This is a genomic window from Corynebacterium sp. ACRQP, from assembly GCF_022345915.1.
Taxonomy (GTDB): domain Bacteria; phylum Actinomycetota; class Actinomycetes; order Mycobacteriales; family Mycobacteriaceae; genus Corynebacterium; species Corynebacterium lehmanniae.
Genome location: NZ_JAKRMZ010000017.1, coordinates 1 through 18,772 on the forward strand (window position 1 = coordinate 1; position 18,772 = coordinate 18,772).

The window sequence follows — 18,772 nt, forward strand, 5'->3', positions numbered from 1 at the left end:
TGTTACTCACCCGTTCGCCACTCGAGTACCCCTGCAAGCAGGAGCCTTTCCGTTCGACTTGCATGTGTTAAGCACGCCGCCAGCGTTCATCCTGAGCCAGGATCAAACTCTCCACAAAAACGTTTCAGGAAGAAACAGGCCGTGAAAAGCCCAAACCCAACCAAAAACAAACCAAACACCAACACCCAAAACCTGGGCATTAAGTGACTGGCACAATCCAAAAATTACAAAGGTTCACACCAACCCCCAACCCGACGGGGCACAAAGGAGGCTGGTCAAAAAATACGTGAAACATGTTCAACCACACCCCACGCACACTGAACCAAACAGATGACGCGATTAGTCATTGGAATTCAACCACGCCACCACCGGCACACACCCACAACAGGGCACACACCACACAGTGCACAAAAGGCAGGCAAACACACCCACGCAACAAAAGTACATTGGCACACTATCGAGTTCTCAAACAACACCAGCACACCCACCAACCAGAACCAAAAACGATCCCAGCCGGAAAAAGCGGCTTCGTCAGAAGCTACACAACCAACCAACCAAAAGTCAAACTCACGTTAAACCCCAGTTAACCAGAACGTAACCCCTATTCACTTAAACCATTCCCTCCAACCGGCCGAACCGCTCAGAAGCAACGGATGGATATATAACCACGAAGCTAAAAAGCACACAAATCAGCAGCGCAGCCGCCCTTTTAGTGGTACGCGGCGATCGGCCCATGCGGGCCATCGATCACTTGCACCGGGGTATTGAAGATCTCGGTGAGCAAGTCGTCGCGCATGATCTCGTCCACCGTGCCGAAGGCGAAGACCTGCCCGTCCTTCGCTGCGCAGATGTAGTCGGCGTAGCGGGCCGCGAAGTTGATGTCGTGCAGCACGATGACGATGGTCCGGCCGAACTCGCGGGCCGCGGAGTGCAGGTGCTGCATCATTTCCACGGAGTGGGAGATGTCCAGGTTGTTCAGGGGCTCGTCGAGAAGCACGTAGTCCGTCTCCTGGCAAAGCACCATCGCAACGTATGCGCGCTGACGCTGACCGCCGGAAAGCTGGTCCAGGTAACGGTGCTCGAGTTCGCGCAGGCCGAAGAAGTCGATGTAACGGGAGATGATCTCCTCATCCTCCTCCGTCAGGCGCCCGCCCGAGTACGGGAAGCGGCCGAATCCCACGAGCTGGCGCACGGTCAGGCGGGTGACAAAGTGGTTTTCCTGCCGCAGGATCGAAACCACTTTGGCCAGGTCCTTCGGGTTGGAGGAGGTAACGTCCATCTGCCCGATGTGCACGGAGCCGGAATCCAGCGCCAAGAGTCTGCCGATCATGGTCAGAAGCGTCGACTTGCCGGCGCCGTTCGGCCCCACCAAAGCGGTGATGCCGCCGGCCGGGATTTGCAGTGAGACCGGCCCGATGGCGGTGTCGTCGCCGTAGGCCTTGCTCACATCGTTGAGCTCGATCACAGTCTCCCCTTCCGTAGGACGACGATGAGGAACGTCAGGCCGCCGACCAGCTCGATGATGATGGAAACGACGCCCTGGGCGTAGAAGATGTGGTTCATGATGAAGTACGCGCCCGCCAGGATGCAGTAGCCGAGCAGCGCAGCCATGGGGAACACGTAGCGGTGGTCGTAGGTGTCCGCGAACTGGTACGCAAGTGTGGCCACCAGGAACCCGAGGAAGGTCATCGGTCCGACGAGCGCGGTGGACACCGCCATCAGAACCGAGACCAGCACGAGGGTGTACACCGCGTGCTTTTTATGGTTGACACCCAAGTTCACGGCCACGTCTCGGCCCAGGCCGAGCACGTTGAGGCGTCGCGAGTTCATAAACATCAACCCGGCGGCCACCAGCACCAGCGGCACGGCCAGCGGGTAGTAGGCTGGGTCCGCGTTGTTCACGGAGCCGAACAGCCGGGCGGTGAGCAGGTCGAACTCGCTGGGCGTGAGCAGGCGCTGCATGAACGTCGACACGCTGCCCAGTCCCCCGCCGAGCACGATGCCGACGAGCAGCATGGCGTGCATGTTCGGGTTGTCGCCGGCGAGCAGCCACGTGTACAGGATCAAACTCAGCCCCACCATGAGCACGAGCTGGACCACGAACATCTCCAGCGTGCGGGCGTTATTCAGCCCCGCGGCGCCGAGGAAGTACACGGTTGAGGTGTGAATGGCCACGTACAGCGACTCGAACCCCATGATGGACGGGGTGATGATGCGGTTGTTGGTCACCGTCTGGAACGCCACTGTCGCCACGGCCTGGCAGACCGCCACCACCGCCATCGCAATGACGGAGTTCATGCGGCGCTCCGCGATCAGCCAGTAGCCGCGGGTGCCGAACTCCATGGGGTTTCCCCACGACAGCAGGCCTGCGGTGAACAGCAGCGCGGCCACCACCAGCGCGCCTACAACGAGCCAGTAGCGCCGTTTGCTTTTCGACGTTTGGAACGCCCCGACCTCGCGCATTACCTCACGCATTCTGACCCCGCCTCACAATCAACGCGATAAACACGGCGGCACCAACCACACCGAGGATCACGGACACCGGCATCTCGAACGGCGCAATGACGATGCGTCCGAGTAGGTCGCACAGCGTCACCACCCCGATGCCGGTGAGGCAGACCCAGGGCAGGTTGGACCGGAGGTCGTCGCCACGCAGCATACTCACGATGTTGGGGACGATGAGCCCGAGGAATGGGAGGTTGCCCACGACAACCGTGACCACGCCGGTGGCCACCGCGACGAGGCTGGTGCCCACGAGCACGATCCGGTTGTAGTTCAGGCCGATGTTGGTAGCGATGTCTTCGCCGAGGCCGGCTGCGGTGAGGCGGTCGGCGTAGAAGAACACGGCGACGACCACGAGCAGCACGACCCAGAGGATCTCGTACTGGCCGGCGATCACGCTGGTGAACGAGCCCGCGAACCACACACCGAGGGACTGCAGCAGGTCAGTCTGCAGCGCGATGAAGGTGGACACCGCGCTGACCACTGCACCGAGCATGATGCCCACGATCGGCACCACCAGACTGGAGCGCAGCGTGACGCGCCGCAGGAACGCGAAAAACACCATGGTGCCGATGAAGGCGGCGCCGACGGCGAACAGCATGCGCGTCATCACGGAGCCGTCCGGGAACAGCAGAAACGACGCCAGCAGTCCCAGCCCGGCCCACTCGGTGGTGCCGGTGGTGGTGGGTTCGACGAAGCGGTTCTGGGTGAGCATCTGCATGATCAGCCCGCTCATCGCCATCGCCGCGCCCGCGAGCACCAGCGCGATCGTGCGCGGCACGCGGGTGGCGCGGAACATTTCCCAGCCGTCCTCGGTGCCCAGGATGTCGTACTGCCCCACCATCAGCGACGCCGCAAGCAGGGCTAGAACAAGGACGACACCCGCCCCCAGCTTCCAGTCCAGAAGCTTGGGGCGGGTGGTGGTCGTTGTATCAGTCATCGCAGACAGACTACTTGGCGGCCTCGAGTTGCTCGGAGATCTGGTTCAGAATCTCGGTGTAGGTGATGATGGACTCGTTGGTGTAGGTGTCCGCCGGGGCGACGTAGACGTGGCCGTCCTTGACCGCGGTGACGTTCTTCAGCGGTGCGGAGTCGTTGATCACGGACAGCGCCTCCGGGGAGTCGGTGATGGACTTCACGCCTGCGTCGCGGTCCAGCACGAGCAGCCAGTCCGGGTTCGCGCCGGCGATGGCCTCGACGGAGATGTCGTCGCCCTGGTGGTCGTCGGAGGCGTTAGCCACCTCAAGCGCCGGGGTGAAGCCGATCAGGTCGAACAGCGGGCCCCACACGCGGCCCACGCCCGGCGCGACGTAGCCGATCTCTCCGCCGGAGACGTTCAGTGCCATGACCTTCTGCTCCGGGTCGTAAGCGTTGCGGGCGCGCTGGACAGCCTCGGTAAATTCCTGAACTGCCTGCTCAGCCTCGGCCTGCTTGCCAAAGACATCGCCCAGCTCCAGGGTCTGGCGGATCAGCTCGCGGTCGAACGGCTCGCCGTCGCGCGGCTCGAAGTCCAGCAGCGTGGCGTCCGGAACCAGCTTTTCAATGTCCTGGTCGAACTGCTCGAAGCGCTGGCCGGAGACGATCACGTCCGGATCGGCGGCGACGATGGCCTCCAGGTTCGGCTCGCGGTGGTTGCCGATGTCGATGATGTCCTCGTCGTCCGCGATGCCCGGAATCGAGTTGGGCACAAGCTGACGCGCCGCGGCGACCGGCTTAATGCCCCAGGAATTCAGCAGCTCGAAGGAGCGGTTGTCCAGGGCGACCACGCGCTTCGGCGGGCTGGGCACCGTCTTCTCGCCGTAGTTGTCGGTGACGGTCACGGTGCCGTCGGAAGCATCATTGCTTGTCGACGCCCCTCCGGTCGCCGCCGTTTCCGAACCAGCGGCGGACTCAGAGTCCGTGCCGGATTCGGAGGTGGAGCATGCGCCCAGTGCGAGGGCGCCGGCGGCCGCGAGGGCGATGAGAGAGGTACGCGAGAAACGGGTCACGGTCGTCCTTCCGTTTAGTTCGTAAGGTAAGGGTTACCTGACCCACATTAGGCTAACCAAACTTTGCCGCCAAACCCCGGCCCTCCCCTAGGCCCTCTCGATCACAGCGGCAAGGCCCTGACCACCGCCGATGCACATGGTCACCAGCGCGCGCTTGGCGTCGGTACGGCGCATCCGATGCGCGGCGGTGACGACCATGCGCGCGCCGGTCGCACCCACCGGGTGGCCCAGCGAGATGCCGGAGCCCACCGGGTTCAAGCGCGGGTCGTCCTCGGAGATCCCCCACGCGTCCAGCACAGCGAGCGCCTGAGCGGCAAACGCCTCGTTCAGCTCGATCAGGTCGATGTCATCGAAGGTCAGGCCGAGGCGGTCGAACACCTTCTTCGTGGCGTCGACAGGCCCGATGCCCATGGTCTCCGGCGCCACGCCCGCCACGGCCCAGCCGCGCAGCACGGCGTAGGGGTCCAGGCCCAGCTCCTCGGCCTTGGCGCGGGTGGTCACGATCATCGCGGCGGCCCCGTCGTTCTGTCCCGAGGCGTTGCCGGCGGTCACCGTGGCACCCTCCAGGGACTTGCCCATCACCGGCCGCAGCTTCGCCAGTGACTCCTCGGAGGTGCCGGGGCGAATGTGCTCGTCCTTGTCCACCACCACCGGGTCACCCTTGCGCTGCGGCACCGACACCGGCACGATCTCCGCGTCAAAATCGCCGGCCTCCTGCGCCGCCGCCGCGCGCGCGTGCGACGCCACCGCCAGCTTGTCCTGGCGTCCGCGGTCGATGGAGTACTCCTCGCGCAGGTTCTCCGCGGTCTCGATCATTCCGCCCGGGATCGGGTGGTGCTTGCCGCCGGCCTGCTCGCGGCCTTCCTGCAGGCGGTCCTTCAGCTCCATGGTCCCGCCTTTGGCACCCCAGCGGATCTTGCCGTCCACGGTGTACTCGGTGTTGGACATGGATTCCGCGCCGCCGGCGACAATCAGGTCGGCGGCACCGGCGGCTACGTGCGCCGCGGCGGTGGCGATCGCTTGCAGCCCGGAGCCGCAGCGGCGGTCCAGCTGCATGCCGGGCACTTCCACGCCCAGTTCCGCGTCGAGTCCGACGACGCGCCCCAGCGCGGGTGCCGCACCGTTCGGCGAGGCCTGGCCAAGGATAATGTCGTCAATCACCTCGCCGGAGATCCCGGCATCCTCGATCACGGCCTTGACCACGGTCGCGGCCAGCTCCTGCACCGGCACGCCGACGAATGCGCCGCCGTAGCGCCCCACCGCGGTGCGTTTGGGGTTGCAGATGACAATATCTTTCGGGTCGCTCATGATGTCTCCTTCGGGGTTGTTGTGTGCAGGTCGCGCTCGATCGCGCTCGCCGTCGCCTGCAGCGGGGGCAGCAGCTTATCGACGACCTCCCGGTGCCCCACCGCACCCGCATGGGCCGACAGGTTCACCGCGGCGACGACTTTGCCGTCGCTGCCGCGGACCGGGCACGCCACGGAGCGCAGGCCCAGTTCGAGTTCTTGGTCGACGATGCAGTAGCCCTGCCTTTGGACGTCGATAAGCAATTGCTTGAGCGCATCTTTGCTGGTGACCGTCTCGGGGGTGATGGGCTCGAGCGCGGTGTCCGCGAGGTAGGCGTCCAACTGCGCGGACGGGAGGTCGGCGAGCAGCACGCGGCCCATCGACGTCGCGTAAGCGGGAAAGCGCGTGCCGATGGTGATGTTGACGCTCATGATGCGGTCCGCGGCGGCGCGGGCGACGTAAACAACGTCGGGGCCGTCGAGGACGGTCAGCGAGCACGACTCGTTGAGCGAGCGCGACAGCGCGTCCAGGTGCGGCTGCGCCATCGCCGGCAGTCCCAGGCTGGACAGGTACGAAAATCCCAGCTCAAGCGTCTTCGGCGTGAGCCAGAAAACGGTGCCGTCGCTGGCGGCGTACCCCTCCGCGACGAGCGTGTGCAGGAACCTGCGCACCGTCGCGCGAGGCAGGCCCGTGGATTCCGCGACCTGGGCAAGCGTTTGGCGCGGGCGGGCGCCGCTGAACGCGCGGATGACCGCTAGGCCACGGGAGAGGCTCTGCACGAGTTGCACGTCACTACCAGACATGGTTGTGATCCTAGCCGATGAAGGTTCGCTTTGTGAACCCTTGTGCAGTAGCCGAACAGCAGTTACCATGCACACATGATTAACAAGGTGGTTTCTTCAGCGGAGGAGGCAGTCGCCGACATTCCGGACGGCGCCTCCATCGCCGTGGGCGGCTTCGGCCTGGTGGGCATCCCCGCCCGGCTCATCGACGCCCTGCGCGCCCAAGGCGCCGGCGATCTCACGATCATTTCCAACAACCTGGGCACCGACGGCTTCGGCCTGGGCCTGCTGCTGGCGGACAAGCGGATCTCCCGCTCCATCGGCTCCTACCTGGGCACGAACAAGGAGTACGCGCGCCAGTACCTGGAGGGCGAACTCACCGTCGAGTTCACCCCGCAGGGCACCCTGGCCGAGCGCATGCGCGCCGGCGGCGCGGGCATCCCGGCGTTCTACACCAAGGCTGGCGTGGGCACCCCGCTGGCCACCGGCGAAATCCCCACCCGCTACAACCCGGACGGCACCATCGCCGAGTACTCCCGCCCGAAGGAACTGCGCGAGTTCAACGGCGAGCAGTACGTCATGGAAACCGCGCTAACCCCGGACTTCGCGTTCGTGCACGCACACAAGGCGGACCGCTTTGGCAACCTCGTCTTCTCCAAGACCGCGCAGAACTTCAACCCGGACGCGGCCGTGGCCGGCAAGATCACCATCGTGCAGGCGGAGGAAGTGGTGGACGAGATCCCCGCGGCCGAGGTGAACCTGCCCGGCATCTACGTCGACCGCGTTGTCGAGGTCGGCCCGCAGCAGCCCGGAATCGAATTTAGGACGGTGAGCGAATAATGGCTTGGACCAGGCAAGAAATGGCCGCGCGTGCAGCCCAGGAGCTGGAAAACGGCCAGTACGTCAACCTGGGCATCGGCATGCCCACCCTCATCCCGGGCTACCTGCCCAAGGACGTGGAGGTGGTGCTCCACTCCGAAAACGGCATCCTCGGCGTGGGCCCCTACCCCACCGACGACGCCGTCGACCCGGAGCTGATTAACGCCGGCAAGGAAACCATCACGGTGGCGCCGGGCGGGTCCTTCTTCGGCTCCTCGACGTCGTTTGGCATGATCCGCTCCCGCGCCATCGACGTCGCCGTGCTCGGCGCCATGGAGGTCTCCCAGTACGGCGACCTGGCCAACTGGATGATCCCGGGCAAGATGGTCAAGGGCATGGGCGGCGCGATGGACCTGGTGCACGGCGCCAAGAAGGTCATCCTGCTCATGGAGCACACCACCAAGAAAGGCGCCTCCAAGGTCCTGCCGGAGTGCCGCCTGCCGTTGACCGGCGCGAAGTGTGTGGACCAGATCATCACCAACCTGGCCGTGTTCACCGTGGACGAGAAGCAGGGCTTGACCCTGACAGAGGTTGCCCCGGGCGAGACGGTGGAGTCTGTCCGCGAAGCCACCGAAGCCCCGTTCGAGGTGGCCGTGTAAGGCGCGCCCTTAGGACAGCGCAAAGCCCCAGACCGCCGTTGCGGCCTGGGGCTTTCGCGTTGCTCGGGCAGAAATTACTGGTAGTCGCGGCCGTGCATCTTCTGAAGCTCAATGCCGTGGCCCTGGCCCGACAGGAACAGGGTGGACGCGTCGAGCTGGAACAGCTGCGGGTTGGACTGCAGGACCATCTTCAGGTCGTCGGCGTCCTTCTGCGCACCCGGCTCGCACGCCATCTTGGTCTCGGTGAAGTCGCTGAGGTGCAGCGCGCCGGTGTTGTCGATCTGGTACTTGGCAGTGCCGGAGTTGCAGCCGTCGTTGAAGTGGAGCACACCGTTCTCGCGGAAGTCCAGGGTGATGGCGGTGTTCTTCTTTGCCTGCAGGGTGGTGTCCAGCGCGGCGGTGAGGCGGTCATCCGTGAGGTGGTCCGCACCTTCCGGGATCTGCTGGATCAACTCGGAGCCAGCCGGGTTCTCCGGTGCCGGCGCCGGGGCCGGTGCGGGTGCGGGTGTGCCGCCGAGGCCGCCGAACAGGTTCGAGCTCATCTGCACGAACTGGTCGATGCTGGAGGCTTCGGGACGCTCCTGGGCGTCGGCAGTTCCGACGCCCAAGAGACCGCCGGTGAGCGCGACGGCTGCGGTCGCTGTGGACAATTTCCTTAGGGTCTTGGTTGAAGTAACCATGGCCCACACGCTACCGAGCGCTTCCAGACGAACAAGGGGCTCAAAGGAACTTCAACGCAACTCCAAACTTGCGTTGACGCAGCTCATAGATTTGACACACCCAATGGTTGCGCCAAGAAAACCAAAAACCCGCTGCTCAGGTGGGAGCAGCGGGGGCGCAAGTGGCGTCGACTAGTTTGCAGCAACCTTGGAGAATTCGATGGCCTTGCCCTGGGCCGCCAGCGCGATGGTCTCGTTGTCGATGCGGTACACCGACGGGTTCGAGCGCAGGATGGACTTCAGCTCGTCTGCCTTGTTCATTTTGGTCGGGTCGCACAGGCGCTGCGTCTCGGCGATGGTCCCAACCTTCACGGCACCGCTGCCGTCGATGGAGTACCCGGCGCTGCCAGCATTGCAGCCGTCGAAGAAGGACAGCTTGCCGTCCGGGCCGAAGGTGACCGTCATCGACGCGTCGCTCTTCACCGGCAGCGGCCCATGCAGAGCAGCCTTCGCCTTCTCTGCCGGCAACGGCTTCGCACCCTCCGGCAGGTTCTTCAGCAGCATGTGAGTACCGCCCTTGTTAATCACGGAACCGCTAAATGCAGACCACCCCATCTGCGTCCAGCCCTCGATGTCGGCCGGGCCGTTGGAAGACATCTGCGCATTGGCGGTGCCTGCGCCAATAAAGCCGCCGGCGAAGGCGGCGAGAGCAGTTGCTGCGGACAACGTCTTTACAGTCTTGGAGGTCATGAGCGCCAACCTACCTGGCATTTCGGCACGTTCAAGGGTCTCTACGAAGCTTTTACGCAACCTGGACGCTCCTTTAACTCAACGGCCAGCGCGCGCTAGGGCTGCCTAGAAAAACACCACCTCGTCGCGCTCCAGCCACGCCCCCTTGCCGCTTTCAGAGTCCCAACAGGTCACCCCAGTTTCCTCCACGGCGCACACGAACGGTCCGTGGTTGACCACTTCGCCGTACTGCACGACCTCCGCGGATTCGCTGCCCGCGGGCCACACGGAGTCGTCGTAAAGCGGCGGCTCAGTTTGCTCGCGCGGGTAGCCGCCGAGGATCTCCATCATCCATTTCGGTGTGCCCAGCTCGCCGATACCGAATTTCCCGCTTTCCATGAAGGACTTCACGCCGCAGTCGAACATCGGCTCATCCGCCAGGTTCATCATGCAGCCGATGTTGCCGGACGGGGTGACAAACAGCGCGTTTTGCACGGGGCTGTCGCCGATGCTCTTGATGGTTTTGATCGGCCGCGCGTTGTCCGGGACGGGGCCACCGGCGCCCGGGTACGCCAGCGGGGCGTCGGGGATGCCGCTTTGCCTATCGACGTGCTCCGCCTCCCCCGACGCATCCTGCTTTGCCTGCTTCGTCGGCTCTTCCTCTGCTTTTGGTGCCTCGGTCGCCTCCGGCGCTTCCACGGTTTCGGTCACCGTCACCTGCTCCGGCGCGCCGCTGCAGCCCGCGACCAGGAAGGTCGTGGCAGTAAGGGCTGCGATGGCGTTGCGGTTCATGCCACCGGAGGCTAAGGCCCAATTATTCGGTGCCGATTTGCACAGGCGTAAAAGTTCCTGTCGGCCTCCATCCTGCAAACCCCGAGTAAGCCCTCCCGAGTATGCGCGATTTTGGGCCGTAATAGGGGTCCTTCGCTCGGGGTTTGTGATGCGGTCTGCCTGAGACCGTGACAATCTGCGGGTGAGGTACTACCCTGATTGTTGATACGTCACCAAAAGGAGTGTTTACCAATGAAGGCATTCGGTTTCTTGAGCTTCGGGCACTACGCCTTCGGCGGCCAGCGCGGCCCGTCCGCGGAAAAGATCGCCAAGATCCACCTGGAAATCGCCCAGGCCGCCGACGAGATCGGCGTGAACAACGCGTCCTTCCGCGTCCACCACTTCGTGCCACAGGCCTCCGCCCCAATGCCGCTGCTCGGCGCGGTCGCCGCCACCACCAAACACATCGAGGTGGGCACCGGCGTGATCGACATGCGCTACGAAAACCCGCTCTACCTCGCCGAAGAGGCCGCCTCGCTGTACCAGCTCTCCGGCGGCCGCGTGGCCCTGGGCGTCTCTCGCGGCGCCCCCGAGGTTGCCGAGCGCGGCTGGGAGGCCTTCGGCTACAAGGGCGAAGCCCCCAACGGCGCGGACGTGGCACGCGCCCACCTGGAGACCTTCATGGCCGCGGTGGACGTCAACGGGTTCGCCACCGCAGCGCCCTTGGACCGCCAGTACCCCAACATGTTCCAGCCCGGCTCCGCTCTGCCCGTCTTCCCCATGGCGCCCGAGCTGCGCAAGCACATCTTCTACGGCTCCGGCACCCACGCTTCGGCCGAGCAAACCGCCAGGGACGGGCTGAACTTGATGTCTTCCACCCTGGTCTCCGAGACCACCGCCGAGACCCTGGGCGAAATCCAGGCGGACCAGATCAGCCGCTACCGCGCAGCCTGGAAGGAGGCGGGCCACGACTGGACCCCGCGCGTGTCCGTTTCCCGCTCCATCTTCCCCATCGTCGACGGCGCAGACATGCAGCGCTTTGGCATGCAGGCCTCCGGCTCCGACCAGGTTGGCTTGCTGCCTGACGTGGGCGCTTCCACCTTCGGCCGCACCTACGCCGCCGAGCCGGACAAACTCATCGAGCAGCTCAAGGCCGACCCGGCCGTCATGGCCGCCGACACGCTACTGATCACCATCCCCACCGGCATGGGCGTGGACGTCAACGTGAAAATCTTGGAGAACTTCGCCACCCACGTCGCCCCCGCGCTGGGCTGGCAGCCGAACACCGAGGGCCCGGTCACCGGTTACCCGATCGACTAAGTGGCCAACACAGAAAGCGAATTAGCCGGTTGACCGTGCGCTTACACACAGTTAGATTGGAAGCACGACGAGCCGGATACCGGAGCGTTGTCGCCTGGAGCCGCGTAGGCTCCAGAGCTTTTTAAGGCAACCACTTTCGCTGATGCACCACTGCGTCACCGAGCGATTTAACCAGCCTTCTGGCTGCTTTCTGAGCTGATGCCGAAGCACCCGTTTCTTCTCGGTGCCGACGGAGTATGTAGACGCACATATCGGCGGATTGAACTCCTCTACTGTGACGAGAATCGACAAATTCAATGTCACCGTCAATCGCATGCAGTTTCTGACCGAGAAAACCTGGAGTTGCGACGCGTGTAAAACCTTGAATCGCTTCGTTAAAGTCTTCCTGCTGCGGCACCATATCGGCGATCACCTTGCACTTTTCGCCCTGCAGGACGCAGTACTCATTGACGCGCTCCAGCGTGTGCCGAAGAGCAACCTCGTGAGGACTATCGGGGTATTTGTAGCGTGCATTGAGTCGAGCTACGTCCACCCCTTCTAGATAGACCCTCGCTCCAGAATTTCGAACCGCGTGCATCACCTTCTGATAGATCGAAATAGAAGCACCAAACTTGCCGTGTAAATCCTTCCAGTCATCCAAGCCGTTCATTAACGCATGCCCGTGGAACTCCGGAGAGGTTTCCCACCCATTTCGAATCCGAAGATTCTCCCCGAGCTCGTCTAATCGACTCTCAAGAGCTTCACTCTGCTCTTCGTCGAGGAGCACCCCAGCCACATAGTAGTGGTCATGCTGGTAAGACTCGTCAATAAAAAGGCGGAACATCTCTGAGACCCCCCGATCGTTAGACAGTCAAGACCCTGACTTGGGTCTATTTAACCGTTACTTGCGAGAACATAAAGTAGCTAACCAACAAGAAACCCGCTGACCGTGTTGTGGCCAGCGGGTTTCCTGCTTTTCGGTGGAGCCGCGATATCGGCCGTTCCGGTGACAGCGAGCACCTTAAATTATTTTTTTGACACTGGTGAACTTAGCCGTGGCGAGGTTGTTCGGAAATTCCGAAAGGTGCCAGGTCACGCAGGGTAGCCACGAAACGGAAAAGCGGACGTTCTACCTTGTAAAACGTCCGCTTTCGGTGGAGCCGCCGGGAATTGAACCCGGGTCCTTCATCACCGCGCCAGGGCTTCTCCGTGCGCAGTTCGCACGTTGTCTCTCATCGACCCTCCGGATCAGGCGAACATGTCCGGATGACGGGCCCAGTCAGTGAAAGGTGTCCCTTCCAAGGCCCCGCTGACAGAGCCGGAAGGCAAGTCCCCTAAGTCGACGCCAGGTACCGGGTCGGGGACATCCCCGGCCTGACGGACACGCAGGTCGCTGGACCTTTCTATTTAGGCAGCGAGGGCGTAGTCACGCTGAGAGTTCTTCTCTGCGTTTATTAGTTACAGCGACGCTTACGGTGGTCTCCTGCCTGCACCGGCACGCTTCCCCTGGCTAAGTAGATGAAGTCGAAACCAGAATCGACCCCTTCAACTACGAAGAAACGTAGGAGATGGAACTTTACCGCACGCGACCAAGATGCACAAGAGGCTTTACGACGTAAACGCCGGACGCACCCGGAGGAACTCCACCACAGCGTCCGGTCCGGCGTCGACAGCGAGGCGCGCCGCCTTGGCCACCTCGTCGGCCGCCATCTTTGGCATGCCGTCGTCGCCGGCGAGCATGTCGGTGTCGGTGCGGCCCGGGTGCAGGGAGGTCACGCGCACCTTGCCGGCCTCCTCCTGCGCCAGGGACTCGGTGAAGCCGCGCAGGGCGAACTTGGACGCGCAGTAGGCGGAGTTTTCGGCCATGCCGTGGAACCCGGCGCCGGAATTGATGGTGATGATGAGGCCGGAGGAACGTCGCAAGGCAGGAAGCAGCGCGCGGGTGAGCGTGACGGGGGCGAAGAGGTTGACCTCCATCATCTTGCGCCACTTGTCGTCGGTGAGCTCCTCCAGCGGGCCGCCGTCCATCACGCCGGCCGCGAGGACGAGCACGTCCAGCTCCTCGATCTTGGCAGCCGCCTCCAAGATGGCGTCAGTGTCGGTGAGGTCCGCCTCGAACGGCTCCGCGCTGGGCAGGGCGGAAACGATGCCGGAGGCGTCCTTCGACGCGCCGGCGTAAACGTGGTGGTCCTTGCCCAGGTCCTCGGCGATGGCGCGGCCGATGCCGCGGGATGCTCCAGTAATCAGTGCCTTCTTCATAGGCACCCACCGTAGCGAAATTAGGCCTTGATGCCCTTGAGCTTGCGGCCCAGGTCGCGGGTGATCTCGCGGTCTTCGGTGCGGCGCTTGATGTCGCGGCGCTTGTCGTAGTCCTGCTTACCCTGCGCAAGGCCCAGCTCGACCTTGGCGCGGCCGTCCTTGAGGTAGAGCGACAGCGGGATCAGGGTGCGGTTGCCGTCGCGGACCTTGCCCTCCAGCGAGTCGATCTCCCGGCGGTGCAAAAGCAGTTTGCGGGTGCGGCGCGGCGGATGGTTGGTCCAGTGTCCGCGGGAGTATTCCGGGATGTGCATGTTGCGCAGCCAGACCTCGCCGTTGTCGATGGTGGCGAACGCCTCCACCAGCGAGACCTTGCCCTCGCGCAACGCCTTAATTTCGGTGCCCTGCAGCACCAGGCCGCATTCCCAGGTGTCCAAGATGTGGTAGTCATGGCGAGCTTTCCGGTTGGTGGCAAGCACACCGGTGTTGGAAAGCTTCTGCTTCTTGTTCTTCTTGGACATAAGAGCGCCAAGTGTACTACTTGCGCACGTAAGAGCGAAGCGCCACCTGCGCGGCCAGCCCGCCGAGCACCATGGCAACCAGGCCCACCAGCGGCATGACCGCCCACACGGTGCTGTCCGGCACGCGCGCGATGAGCTGGTTGGCGTAGAGGTCCCCCAGCAGCGGGTCCACGATGAGCTGCTTGCCGGCCCATACGCCGACGGTGGCCAGCACCGCGCCGATGAGCACGGACAGCACCGCCTCCAGCACGAACGGCGCCTGGGTGAACCAGCGCGAGGCGCCCACCATGCGCATGATGCCGATCTGCTCGCGGCGGTTGTACGCCGCCAGCTGCACCATGTTGGAAATCAGGAACACCGCGGCCAGCGCCTGCGCCGCCGCCACCGCGAACGCGACGTTGCGGAACGTGTTCAGCGTCCCGGCCGCCGAGCGCACGGTGTCCGCCTGGTCGGAGATGACCTCCACCTGGTCCATGTCGCGGATCTTGTCCAGCGGCGAGGTGTCGGTCGGGTCCGCCAGGCGCACGTGCAGCGCGGCCGGCAGGGCGTCCGGGGCGGTCTCGCGCACCAGCTCCGGCTCGGATTCCTGGAACAGTTCCTTGAAGCGCTCGTAGGACTGCTCGCGGGAGCGGAAGGTCACCTGCTCCACGCGGTCGTCCGCCTGCAGGGTGTCGCGGACCTGCTTGCAGCGGTCCGAGGAACAATCCTGGTCGTTAGCGGAGATGTCCTCGTCCAGCTCCACCATCACCTCGACGCGGTCTAAGTACAGGTCCTTCGTCTGCGTGGTGGCCTTGGAAATCAGCACGCCGGTGCCCACCAGCACCAGCGACAGCGCGGTGGTGATGATCAGCGCGATGGTCATGGTGAGGTTGCGGCCCAGGCCTTTGACACCCTCAGGGAAAATAAACTCCCAGTTCACGGCTACCTCCTCACGTCCCCGTACACGCCGTTTTCCTCGTCGCGCACGATCTTGCCCAGCTGCAGTTCCACCACGCGTTTGCGCATCTCGTCCACCGCTCGCGCGTTGTGCGTGGACATGATCACTGTGGTGCCCATGCGGTTAATGCGTGCGAGCAAAGCCATGATTTCGTCGGCGGTGCCGGGGTCGAGGTTGCCCGTTGGTTCGTCGCAAAGCATGAGCTTTGGCTTATCGACGAAAGCTCTCGCAATAGCCACGCGCTGCTGCTCACCACCGGACAGCTCCCGCGGCATGCGGTTGGCTTTGGCGCCGAGGCCGACGAGCTCGAGCGCGTCGGGGACGAGTTTGGCGATGCGGTTTTTCGGCTTGCCGATGACCTCGAGCGCGAACGCGACGTTGTCGTAGACGCTCAAGTTCGGCAGCAGGCGGAAGTCCTGGAACACGTAGCCGATGGACTGGCGCAGCTTGTTCACCTGCTTGCCGTTTAGGGCGTTGACGTGGAAGTCGTTGAAGAAGATGTCGCCCGAGGAGACGTTCTCCTCGCGGATTAAAAGCTGCAGGAAGGTGGACTTGCCGGAGCCGGACGCGCCGATGAGGAACACGAACTCGCCGTCGGGGATGTCGAGCGTGACGTCGTCGAGCGCGGGGCGCGTGGACGTCGGGTACGCCTTGGTCACATGGTCGAATCGGATCACGCGACACACCTTACCTGTTACCAGTGTGACTGTAGTGGTGGTTGGCGGCGGGCCGGCAGACGAGGACGCGCGCCCCAAGACACATCGCGGCGGAATCTGTCAGACGGACCCCATCGCCCCAGGTCGATGCAAGAGGCTGCCGCAATCTGTCAGGAGCCGGCCCCATGGGAAATCCCACCTGCAAAACAGGTGGGATTGCCCGGCGCCGTTAAGGCAGCGTCTTAGTCGTTGACGTAGAGGTACTGCTTGTTCACGAACTCATCGAGCGCGAACACGGACAGCTCACGGCCGAAGCCGGAGCGCTTCACACCGCCAAACGGCAGGACTGCGGAGAAGTACTGGCCAAGGTTGACGTGGATCATGCCGGTGTCGATCTGGTCCGCAACCTTGATGGCGCGCTCGGTGTCGTCGGAGAAGACCGCGCCACCGAGGCCCTGGTAGGAGTTGTTGGCCAGCTCCACGGCCTCTTCCTCGGACGATACCTTGTAGATCTCCGCGACCGGGCCGAAGAACTCCTCGTAGTAGACGTCGGAGCCGACCGGCAGATCGGTCAGCACCGCCGGCGAGTAGTAGGCAGAGGTCTCATCCATCTCACCGCCAGTGCGCAGGTTTGCGCCCTGGGCGACGGCGCGCTTGACCTGGTCGTCCAGGATCTCGGCCGCGCGGCGCGAGGACATCGGGAAGTACTCGTTTTCGCCCGGGTTGGACGGGTCGCCCTTCTGGTAGCCCTCGGCGATTGCCACCATCTCGTCCACGAACTGGTCGTAGATGTCCTCCATGACGATAATGCGCTTGTTGGAGGTGCAGGCCTGGCCGGCGTTGTGGACGCGCTTGTCCCACGCCTCCTGGGCGGCGGCCTTGACGTCGGCGGCGTCGAGGATGACGTACGGGTCGGTGCCGCCGAGCTCGAGCACGACCTTCTTCAGGTTCTTGCCCGCGGTCTCGGCGACCTTGGCGCCGGCGCGCTCGGAGCCGGTGAGCGAGACGCCCTGGACGCGCGGGTCCGCGATGATGGTCTCGATCTGCTCGTGGGTGGCGTAGACGTTGATGTACACACCGTCCGGCAGGCCGGCGTCCTTCAGCACCTGCTCGAAGGCGGCCGCGGACTTCGGGGTGATCTCGGCGTGCTTGAGGATGATGCAGTTGCCGTTCATCAGGTTCGGGCCGGCGAAACGCGCGATCTGGTAGATCGGGTAGTTCCACGGCATGATGCCGAGCAGCGTGCCCAGCGGCAGGCGGCGCACGACAGCCTTGCCGCCCGGGACGTCGACCTTTTTGTCGGCGGAGTGCTCGGCGGCGTTGTCGGCATAGAACTGCAGGATGTCGCCGGAGAAGTTCATCTCCCACTCGCCCTCCGGGATGGGCTTGCCCATCTCCTCGGCGGCGATCTGCGCGAGCTCGTTTGCGCGCTCCTTGAGCAACTGCGCTGCCTTGCCGACGATCTCCGCCCGCTCCTCGTAGGAGGTGTTGCGCCAGGTCTTGAACGCTTCCTCGGAGCGGCTGAGGATGTCCTGAATCTCCTGGTTGGTGGCGAATTCGAAGGTCTCCACAACCTCGTTGGTCACGGGGTTCTGCACGCGGTACTGGTTGGACATGGTGTTCCTTTCGGGATGTTAGTTGTTTCGGTTTGTGAACTCTATCACTATGCGCCAGGCCTGTAAGCGCCGTCGCTCATTTTGATGCCTTGGTCCTGGCCCATGTAGGAGGTTTCCTGCGTCAGTGCGTCGAGAAGCGTCTTGTGGTTTTCCTCCACAACCTGCGCCAGCACCTCCGGGTTGGCGCGCAGCAGGTCGAAGCGCTGCTGCACGAGGGGGAGATCCAGCTCGGTGAACGGTCGCGACACTGCGTGCGGCACGTCGTAGATGTCTGCCACCTCGTCGCCGTGCATGAGGCGGGTGGCGGTATACATCCAATCGTCGATGGACTCGTCCGGGAACGGCAGGAGCTCCTTGACGTTGGTGCGGAAGCCGTTGAACAGCGCCTCCACCAGCGCGCGAGATGCGTCGTTGGGCTCGCCGTCGACGAAGTGGATCGCGTCGATCGTCTCCTGGGAAGCGTCGATGTCCGTCTCCGGCTCGAGGAGGTCGCCCGGGATGCCCAGCATCAGGCCCACGACCCGCCACAGGTAGAACAGGTCCTGCTCCTCCTCCAGGGAAAGGCGGTAGCCGAGGTTCCGGAGGTAGGTGAACGCGATGTAGGTGAAGTCGAACCAGGTGCGGAACATGTCCAGCTCGGAAATCGGCGCGCCCCACTCGGAGTAGTCCAGGCCGAGCTGCGTCTGCACGCGGCGCACGTGCGCGTGCATCGCGCGCACCATGCCGGTGTGGATGTAGCTGACATTGCCCGGCTTGAGCCCGTCCTTCAGGTACACCGAGTAGATCCAGTTGGTGGTGTACGCCAGGCGGTGCACGGCACCCTCGGTGAGCTCGCCGGTGTTGACCAGGATGTCGGCGATAGACGACGCCGAGTAGGTGTGGATCAGCGCGCCCGGGCCGAGCGAGAGGTTCTGCGCCAGCACCGGGATCGCCAGCGCAGCCTTCTGGCCGCGCTCAAGCCGCTCCCAGTCCACGCCGTCGAGGGCGGCGTTCATGTCGTCGATAAGCGCCTTGACCTCGGGCAGCGTATCGGCGTCCGCCTCGCCGCGCGCAAGTGCCGCGCGCAGGTTCGGCATGATGTCCTTGGCCTTGTTGCCGCTGGTGTACAGCGCGTCGGCGATCGGGTCCATCGCCCAAAACGCCTGCTCGAATCGCTTCGCCCGCTCTTCGCCAAACTTCTCGACGAATGCTTCGCGGCTCCCACGTGCCACCGGCCAATCAGTCCGGTTGTAGTGGTCCTGCGCGAGCGGGTTGTCAACGAATGTCTGAGTCATGGTTGTGCTCCTTGTGT

19 protein-coding genes, 1 rRNA gene and 1 other RNA gene are annotated in these 18,772 nt (G+C 63.9%); 3 read left to right on the forward strand and 18 right to left on the reverse strand.

All coding sequences use genetic code 11. The annotated features are described in order from the left end of the window. From MHY23_RS07725 to MHY23_RS07755, 7 genes are all read right to left on the reverse strand, one after another. Positions 1-118, reverse strand: a 16S ribosomal RNA gene (locus tag MHY23_RS07725); the annotation flags it as partial. 591 nt (positions 119-709) lie between these two features. After that, positions 710-1,465 (reverse strand): ATP-binding cassette domain-containing protein, encoded by a 756-nt coding sequence (locus tag MHY23_RS07730; protein WP_239307080.1) that lies wholly within the window; start codon positions 1,463-1,465, stop codon positions 710-712. Continuing rightward, the gene (locus MHY23_RS07735; protein WP_239307081.1) at positions 1,462-2,475 is read right to left on the reverse strand and encodes an iron chelate uptake ABC transporter family permease subunit; all 1,014 of its coding nucleotides are present in this window, start codon (positions 2,473-2,475) and stop codon (positions 1,462-1,464) included. Before MHY23_RS07735 ends, MHY23_RS07730 begins: the two co-directional genes overlap by 4 nt. Continuing rightward, positions 2,468-3,442 carry an ABC transporter permease gene (locus MHY23_RS07740; protein ID WP_239307082.1) on the reverse strand — a complete coding sequence of 325 codons (975 nt, stop codon included), beginning with the start codon at positions 3,440-3,442 and terminating at the stop codon, positions 2,468-2,470. Before MHY23_RS07740 ends, MHY23_RS07735 begins: the two co-directional genes overlap by 8 nt. A 10-nt stretch (positions 3,443-3,452) precedes the next feature. Next, positions 3,453-4,490, reverse strand: a complete 1,038-nt coding sequence (locus MHY23_RS07745) for an ABC transporter substrate-binding protein (protein ID WP_239307083.1) — start codon at positions 4,488-4,490, stop codon at positions 3,453-3,455. Positions 4,491-4,577: 87 nt separating this feature from the next. After that, positions 4,578-5,798, reverse strand: coding sequence for an acetyl-CoA C-acetyltransferase (locus MHY23_RS07750; RefSeq protein WP_239307084.1), 1,221 nt, complete (start codon positions 5,796-5,798; stop codon positions 4,578-4,580). Then, positions 5,795-6,580 carry an IclR family transcriptional regulator C-terminal domain-containing protein gene (locus tag MHY23_RS07755; protein WP_239307085.1) on the reverse strand — a complete coding sequence of 262 codons (786 nt, stop codon included), beginning with the start codon at positions 6,578-6,580 and terminating at the stop codon, positions 5,795-5,797. Before MHY23_RS07755 ends, MHY23_RS07750 begins: the two co-directional genes overlap by 4 nt. Positions 6,581-6,655: 75 nt before the next feature. On the opposite strand from MHY23_RS07755, the gene MHY23_RS07760 reads away from it, so the two are divergent. Continuing rightward, complete coding sequence (locus tag MHY23_RS07760; protein ID WP_239307086.1) at positions 6,656-7,399, forward strand: CoA transferase subunit A; 744 nt, start codon at positions 6,656-6,658, stop codon at positions 7,397-7,399. Next, positions 7,399-8,037, forward strand: a complete 639-nt coding sequence (locus tag MHY23_RS07765; protein WP_181890015.1) for a CoA transferase subunit B — start codon at positions 7,399-7,401, stop codon at positions 8,035-8,037. The genes MHY23_RS07760 and MHY23_RS07765 overlap by 1 nt, the downstream gene beginning before the upstream one ends. A 74-nt stretch (positions 8,038-8,111) precedes the next feature. Here MHY23_RS07765 and MHY23_RS07770 read toward each other — a convergent pair whose 3' ends face one another. The 3 genes from MHY23_RS07770 to MHY23_RS07780 form a co-directional block, all read right to left on the reverse strand. Continuing rightward, positions 8,112-8,687 carry an META domain-containing protein gene (locus MHY23_RS07770; protein ID WP_239307087.1) on the reverse strand — a complete coding sequence of 192 codons (576 nt, stop codon included), beginning with the start codon at positions 8,685-8,687 and terminating at the stop codon, positions 8,112-8,114. A 201-nt stretch (positions 8,688-8,888) separates the two neighbouring features. Then, entirely contained in the window at positions 8,889-9,446 is a 558-nt protein-coding gene (locus MHY23_RS07775; protein WP_239307088.1) for an META domain-containing protein, read from the reverse strand. 105 nt (positions 9,447-9,551) lie between these two features. Beyond that, entirely contained in the window at positions 9,552-10,217 is a 666-nt protein-coding gene (locus MHY23_RS07780) for a hypothetical protein (RefSeq protein WP_239307089.1), read from the reverse strand. A gap of 231 nt (positions 10,218-10,448) precedes the next feature. Here MHY23_RS07780 and MHY23_RS07785 point away from each other — a divergent pair, with 231 nt between their 5' ends. Next, entirely contained in the window at positions 10,449-11,516 is a 1,068-nt protein-coding gene (locus MHY23_RS07785) for an LLM class flavin-dependent oxidoreductase (RefSeq protein WP_239307090.1), read from the forward strand. A gap of 121 nt (positions 11,517-11,637) precedes the next feature. On the opposite strand, the gene MHY23_RS07790 is transcribed toward MHY23_RS07785, so the two are convergent. From MHY23_RS07790 to MHY23_RS07825, 8 genes are all read right to left on the reverse strand, one after another. Further along, positions 11,638-12,339 carry a DUF3800 domain-containing protein gene (locus MHY23_RS07790; RefSeq protein WP_239307091.1) on the reverse strand — a complete coding sequence of 234 codons (702 nt, stop codon included), beginning with the start codon at positions 12,337-12,339 and terminating at the stop codon, positions 11,638-11,640. Between the two features lie 308 nt (positions 12,340-12,647). Further along, positions 12,648-13,039: a transfer-messenger RNA gene (gene ssrA / locus MHY23_RS07795) on the reverse strand. 64 nt (positions 13,040-13,103) lie between these two features. Continuing rightward, on the reverse strand, positions 13,104-13,754 hold the full coding sequence (locus MHY23_RS07800; RefSeq protein WP_239307092.1) for an SDR family oxidoreductase: 651 nt from the start codon (positions 13,752-13,754) through the stop codon (positions 13,104-13,106). A gap of 20 nt (positions 13,755-13,774) precedes the next feature. Further along, complete coding sequence (smpB, locus tag MHY23_RS07805; RefSeq protein WP_063937186.1) at positions 13,775-14,272, reverse strand: SsrA-binding protein SmpB; 498 nt, start codon at positions 14,270-14,272, stop codon at positions 13,775-13,777. A 16-nt stretch (positions 14,273-14,288) separates the two neighbouring features. Continuing rightward, entirely contained in the window at positions 14,289-15,191 is a 903-nt protein-coding gene (gene ftsX / locus MHY23_RS07810; RefSeq protein WP_239307093.1) for a permease-like cell division protein FtsX, read from the reverse strand. 2 nt (positions 15,192-15,193) lie between these two features. After that, positions 15,194-15,886, reverse strand: a complete 693-nt coding sequence (gene ftsE, locus MHY23_RS07815) for a cell division ATP-binding protein FtsE (RefSeq protein ID WP_239307094.1) — start codon at positions 15,884-15,886, stop codon at positions 15,194-15,196. A 221-nt stretch (positions 15,887-16,107) separates the two neighbouring features. Further along, on the reverse strand, positions 16,108-17,481 hold the full coding sequence (locus MHY23_RS07820; protein ID WP_239307095.1) for an NAD-dependent succinate-semialdehyde dehydrogenase: 1,374 nt from the start codon (positions 17,479-17,481) through the stop codon (positions 16,108-16,110). Positions 17,482-17,528: 47 nt separating this feature from the next. Continuing rightward, positions 17,529-18,755: an oxygenase MpaB family protein gene (locus MHY23_RS07825; RefSeq protein WP_239307096.1), complete on the reverse strand. Its 1,227-nt coding sequence runs from the start codon at positions 18,753-18,755 to the stop codon at positions 17,529-17,531. Positions 18,756-18,772: the final 17 nt, after the last annotated feature.

Excerpts from the sequence above, each read along its gene's own strand:
- MHY23_RS07735 (WP_239307081.1), bottom strand. The coding sequence starts at position 2,475 with ATGCGTGAGGTAATGCGCGAGGTCGGGGCGTTCCAAACGTCGAAAAGC.
- MHY23_RS07740 (WP_239307082.1), bottom strand. The coding sequence starts at position 3,442 with ATGACTGATACAACGACCACCACCCGCCCCAAGCTTCTGGACTGGAAG.
- MHY23_RS07750 (WP_239307084.1), bottom strand. The coding sequence starts at position 5,798 with ATGAGCGACCCGAAAGATATTGTCATCTGCAACCCCAAACGCACCGCG.
- MHY23_RS07755 (WP_239307085.1), bottom strand. The coding sequence starts at position 6,580 with ATGTCTGGTAGTGACGTGCAACTCGTGCAGAGCCTCTCCCGTGGCCTA.
- MHY23_RS07760 (WP_239307086.1), top strand. The coding sequence starts at position 6,656 with ATGATTAACAAGGTGGTTTCTTCAGCGGAGGAGGCAGTCGCCGACATT.
- MHY23_RS07765 (WP_181890015.1), top strand. The coding sequence starts at position 7,399 with ATGGCTTGGACCAGGCAAGAAATGGCCGCGCGTGCAGCCCAGGAGCTG.
- MHY23_RS07775 (WP_239307088.1), bottom strand. The coding sequence starts at position 9,446 with ATGACCTCCAAGACTGTAAAGACGTTGTCCGCAGCAACTGCTCTCGCC.
- MHY23_RS07780 (WP_239307089.1), bottom strand. The coding sequence starts at position 10,217 with ATGAACCGCAACGCCATCGCAGCCCTTACTGCCACGACCTTCCTGGTC.
- MHY23_RS07785 (WP_239307090.1), top strand. The coding sequence starts at position 10,449 with ATGAAGGCATTCGGTTTCTTGAGCTTCGGGCACTACGCCTTCGGCGGC.
- MHY23_RS07790 (WP_239307091.1), bottom strand. The coding sequence starts at position 12,339 with ATGTTCCGCCTTTTTATTGACGAGTCTTACCAGCATGACCACTACTAT.
- MHY23_RS07800 (WP_239307092.1), bottom strand. The coding sequence starts at position 13,754 with ATGAAGAAGGCACTGATTACTGGAGCATCCCGCGGCATCGGCCGCGCC.
- smpB (WP_063937186.1), bottom strand. The coding sequence starts at position 14,272 with ATGTCCAAGAAGAACAAGAAGCAGAAGCTTTCCAACACCGGTGTGCTT.
- MHY23_RS07820 (WP_239307095.1), bottom strand. The coding sequence starts at position 17,481 with ATGTCCAACCAGTACCGCGTGCAGAACCCCGTGACCAACGAGGTTGTG.
- MHY23_RS07825 (WP_239307096.1), bottom strand. The coding sequence starts at position 18,755 with ATGACTCAGACATTCGTTGACAACCCGCTCGCGCAGGACCACTACAAC.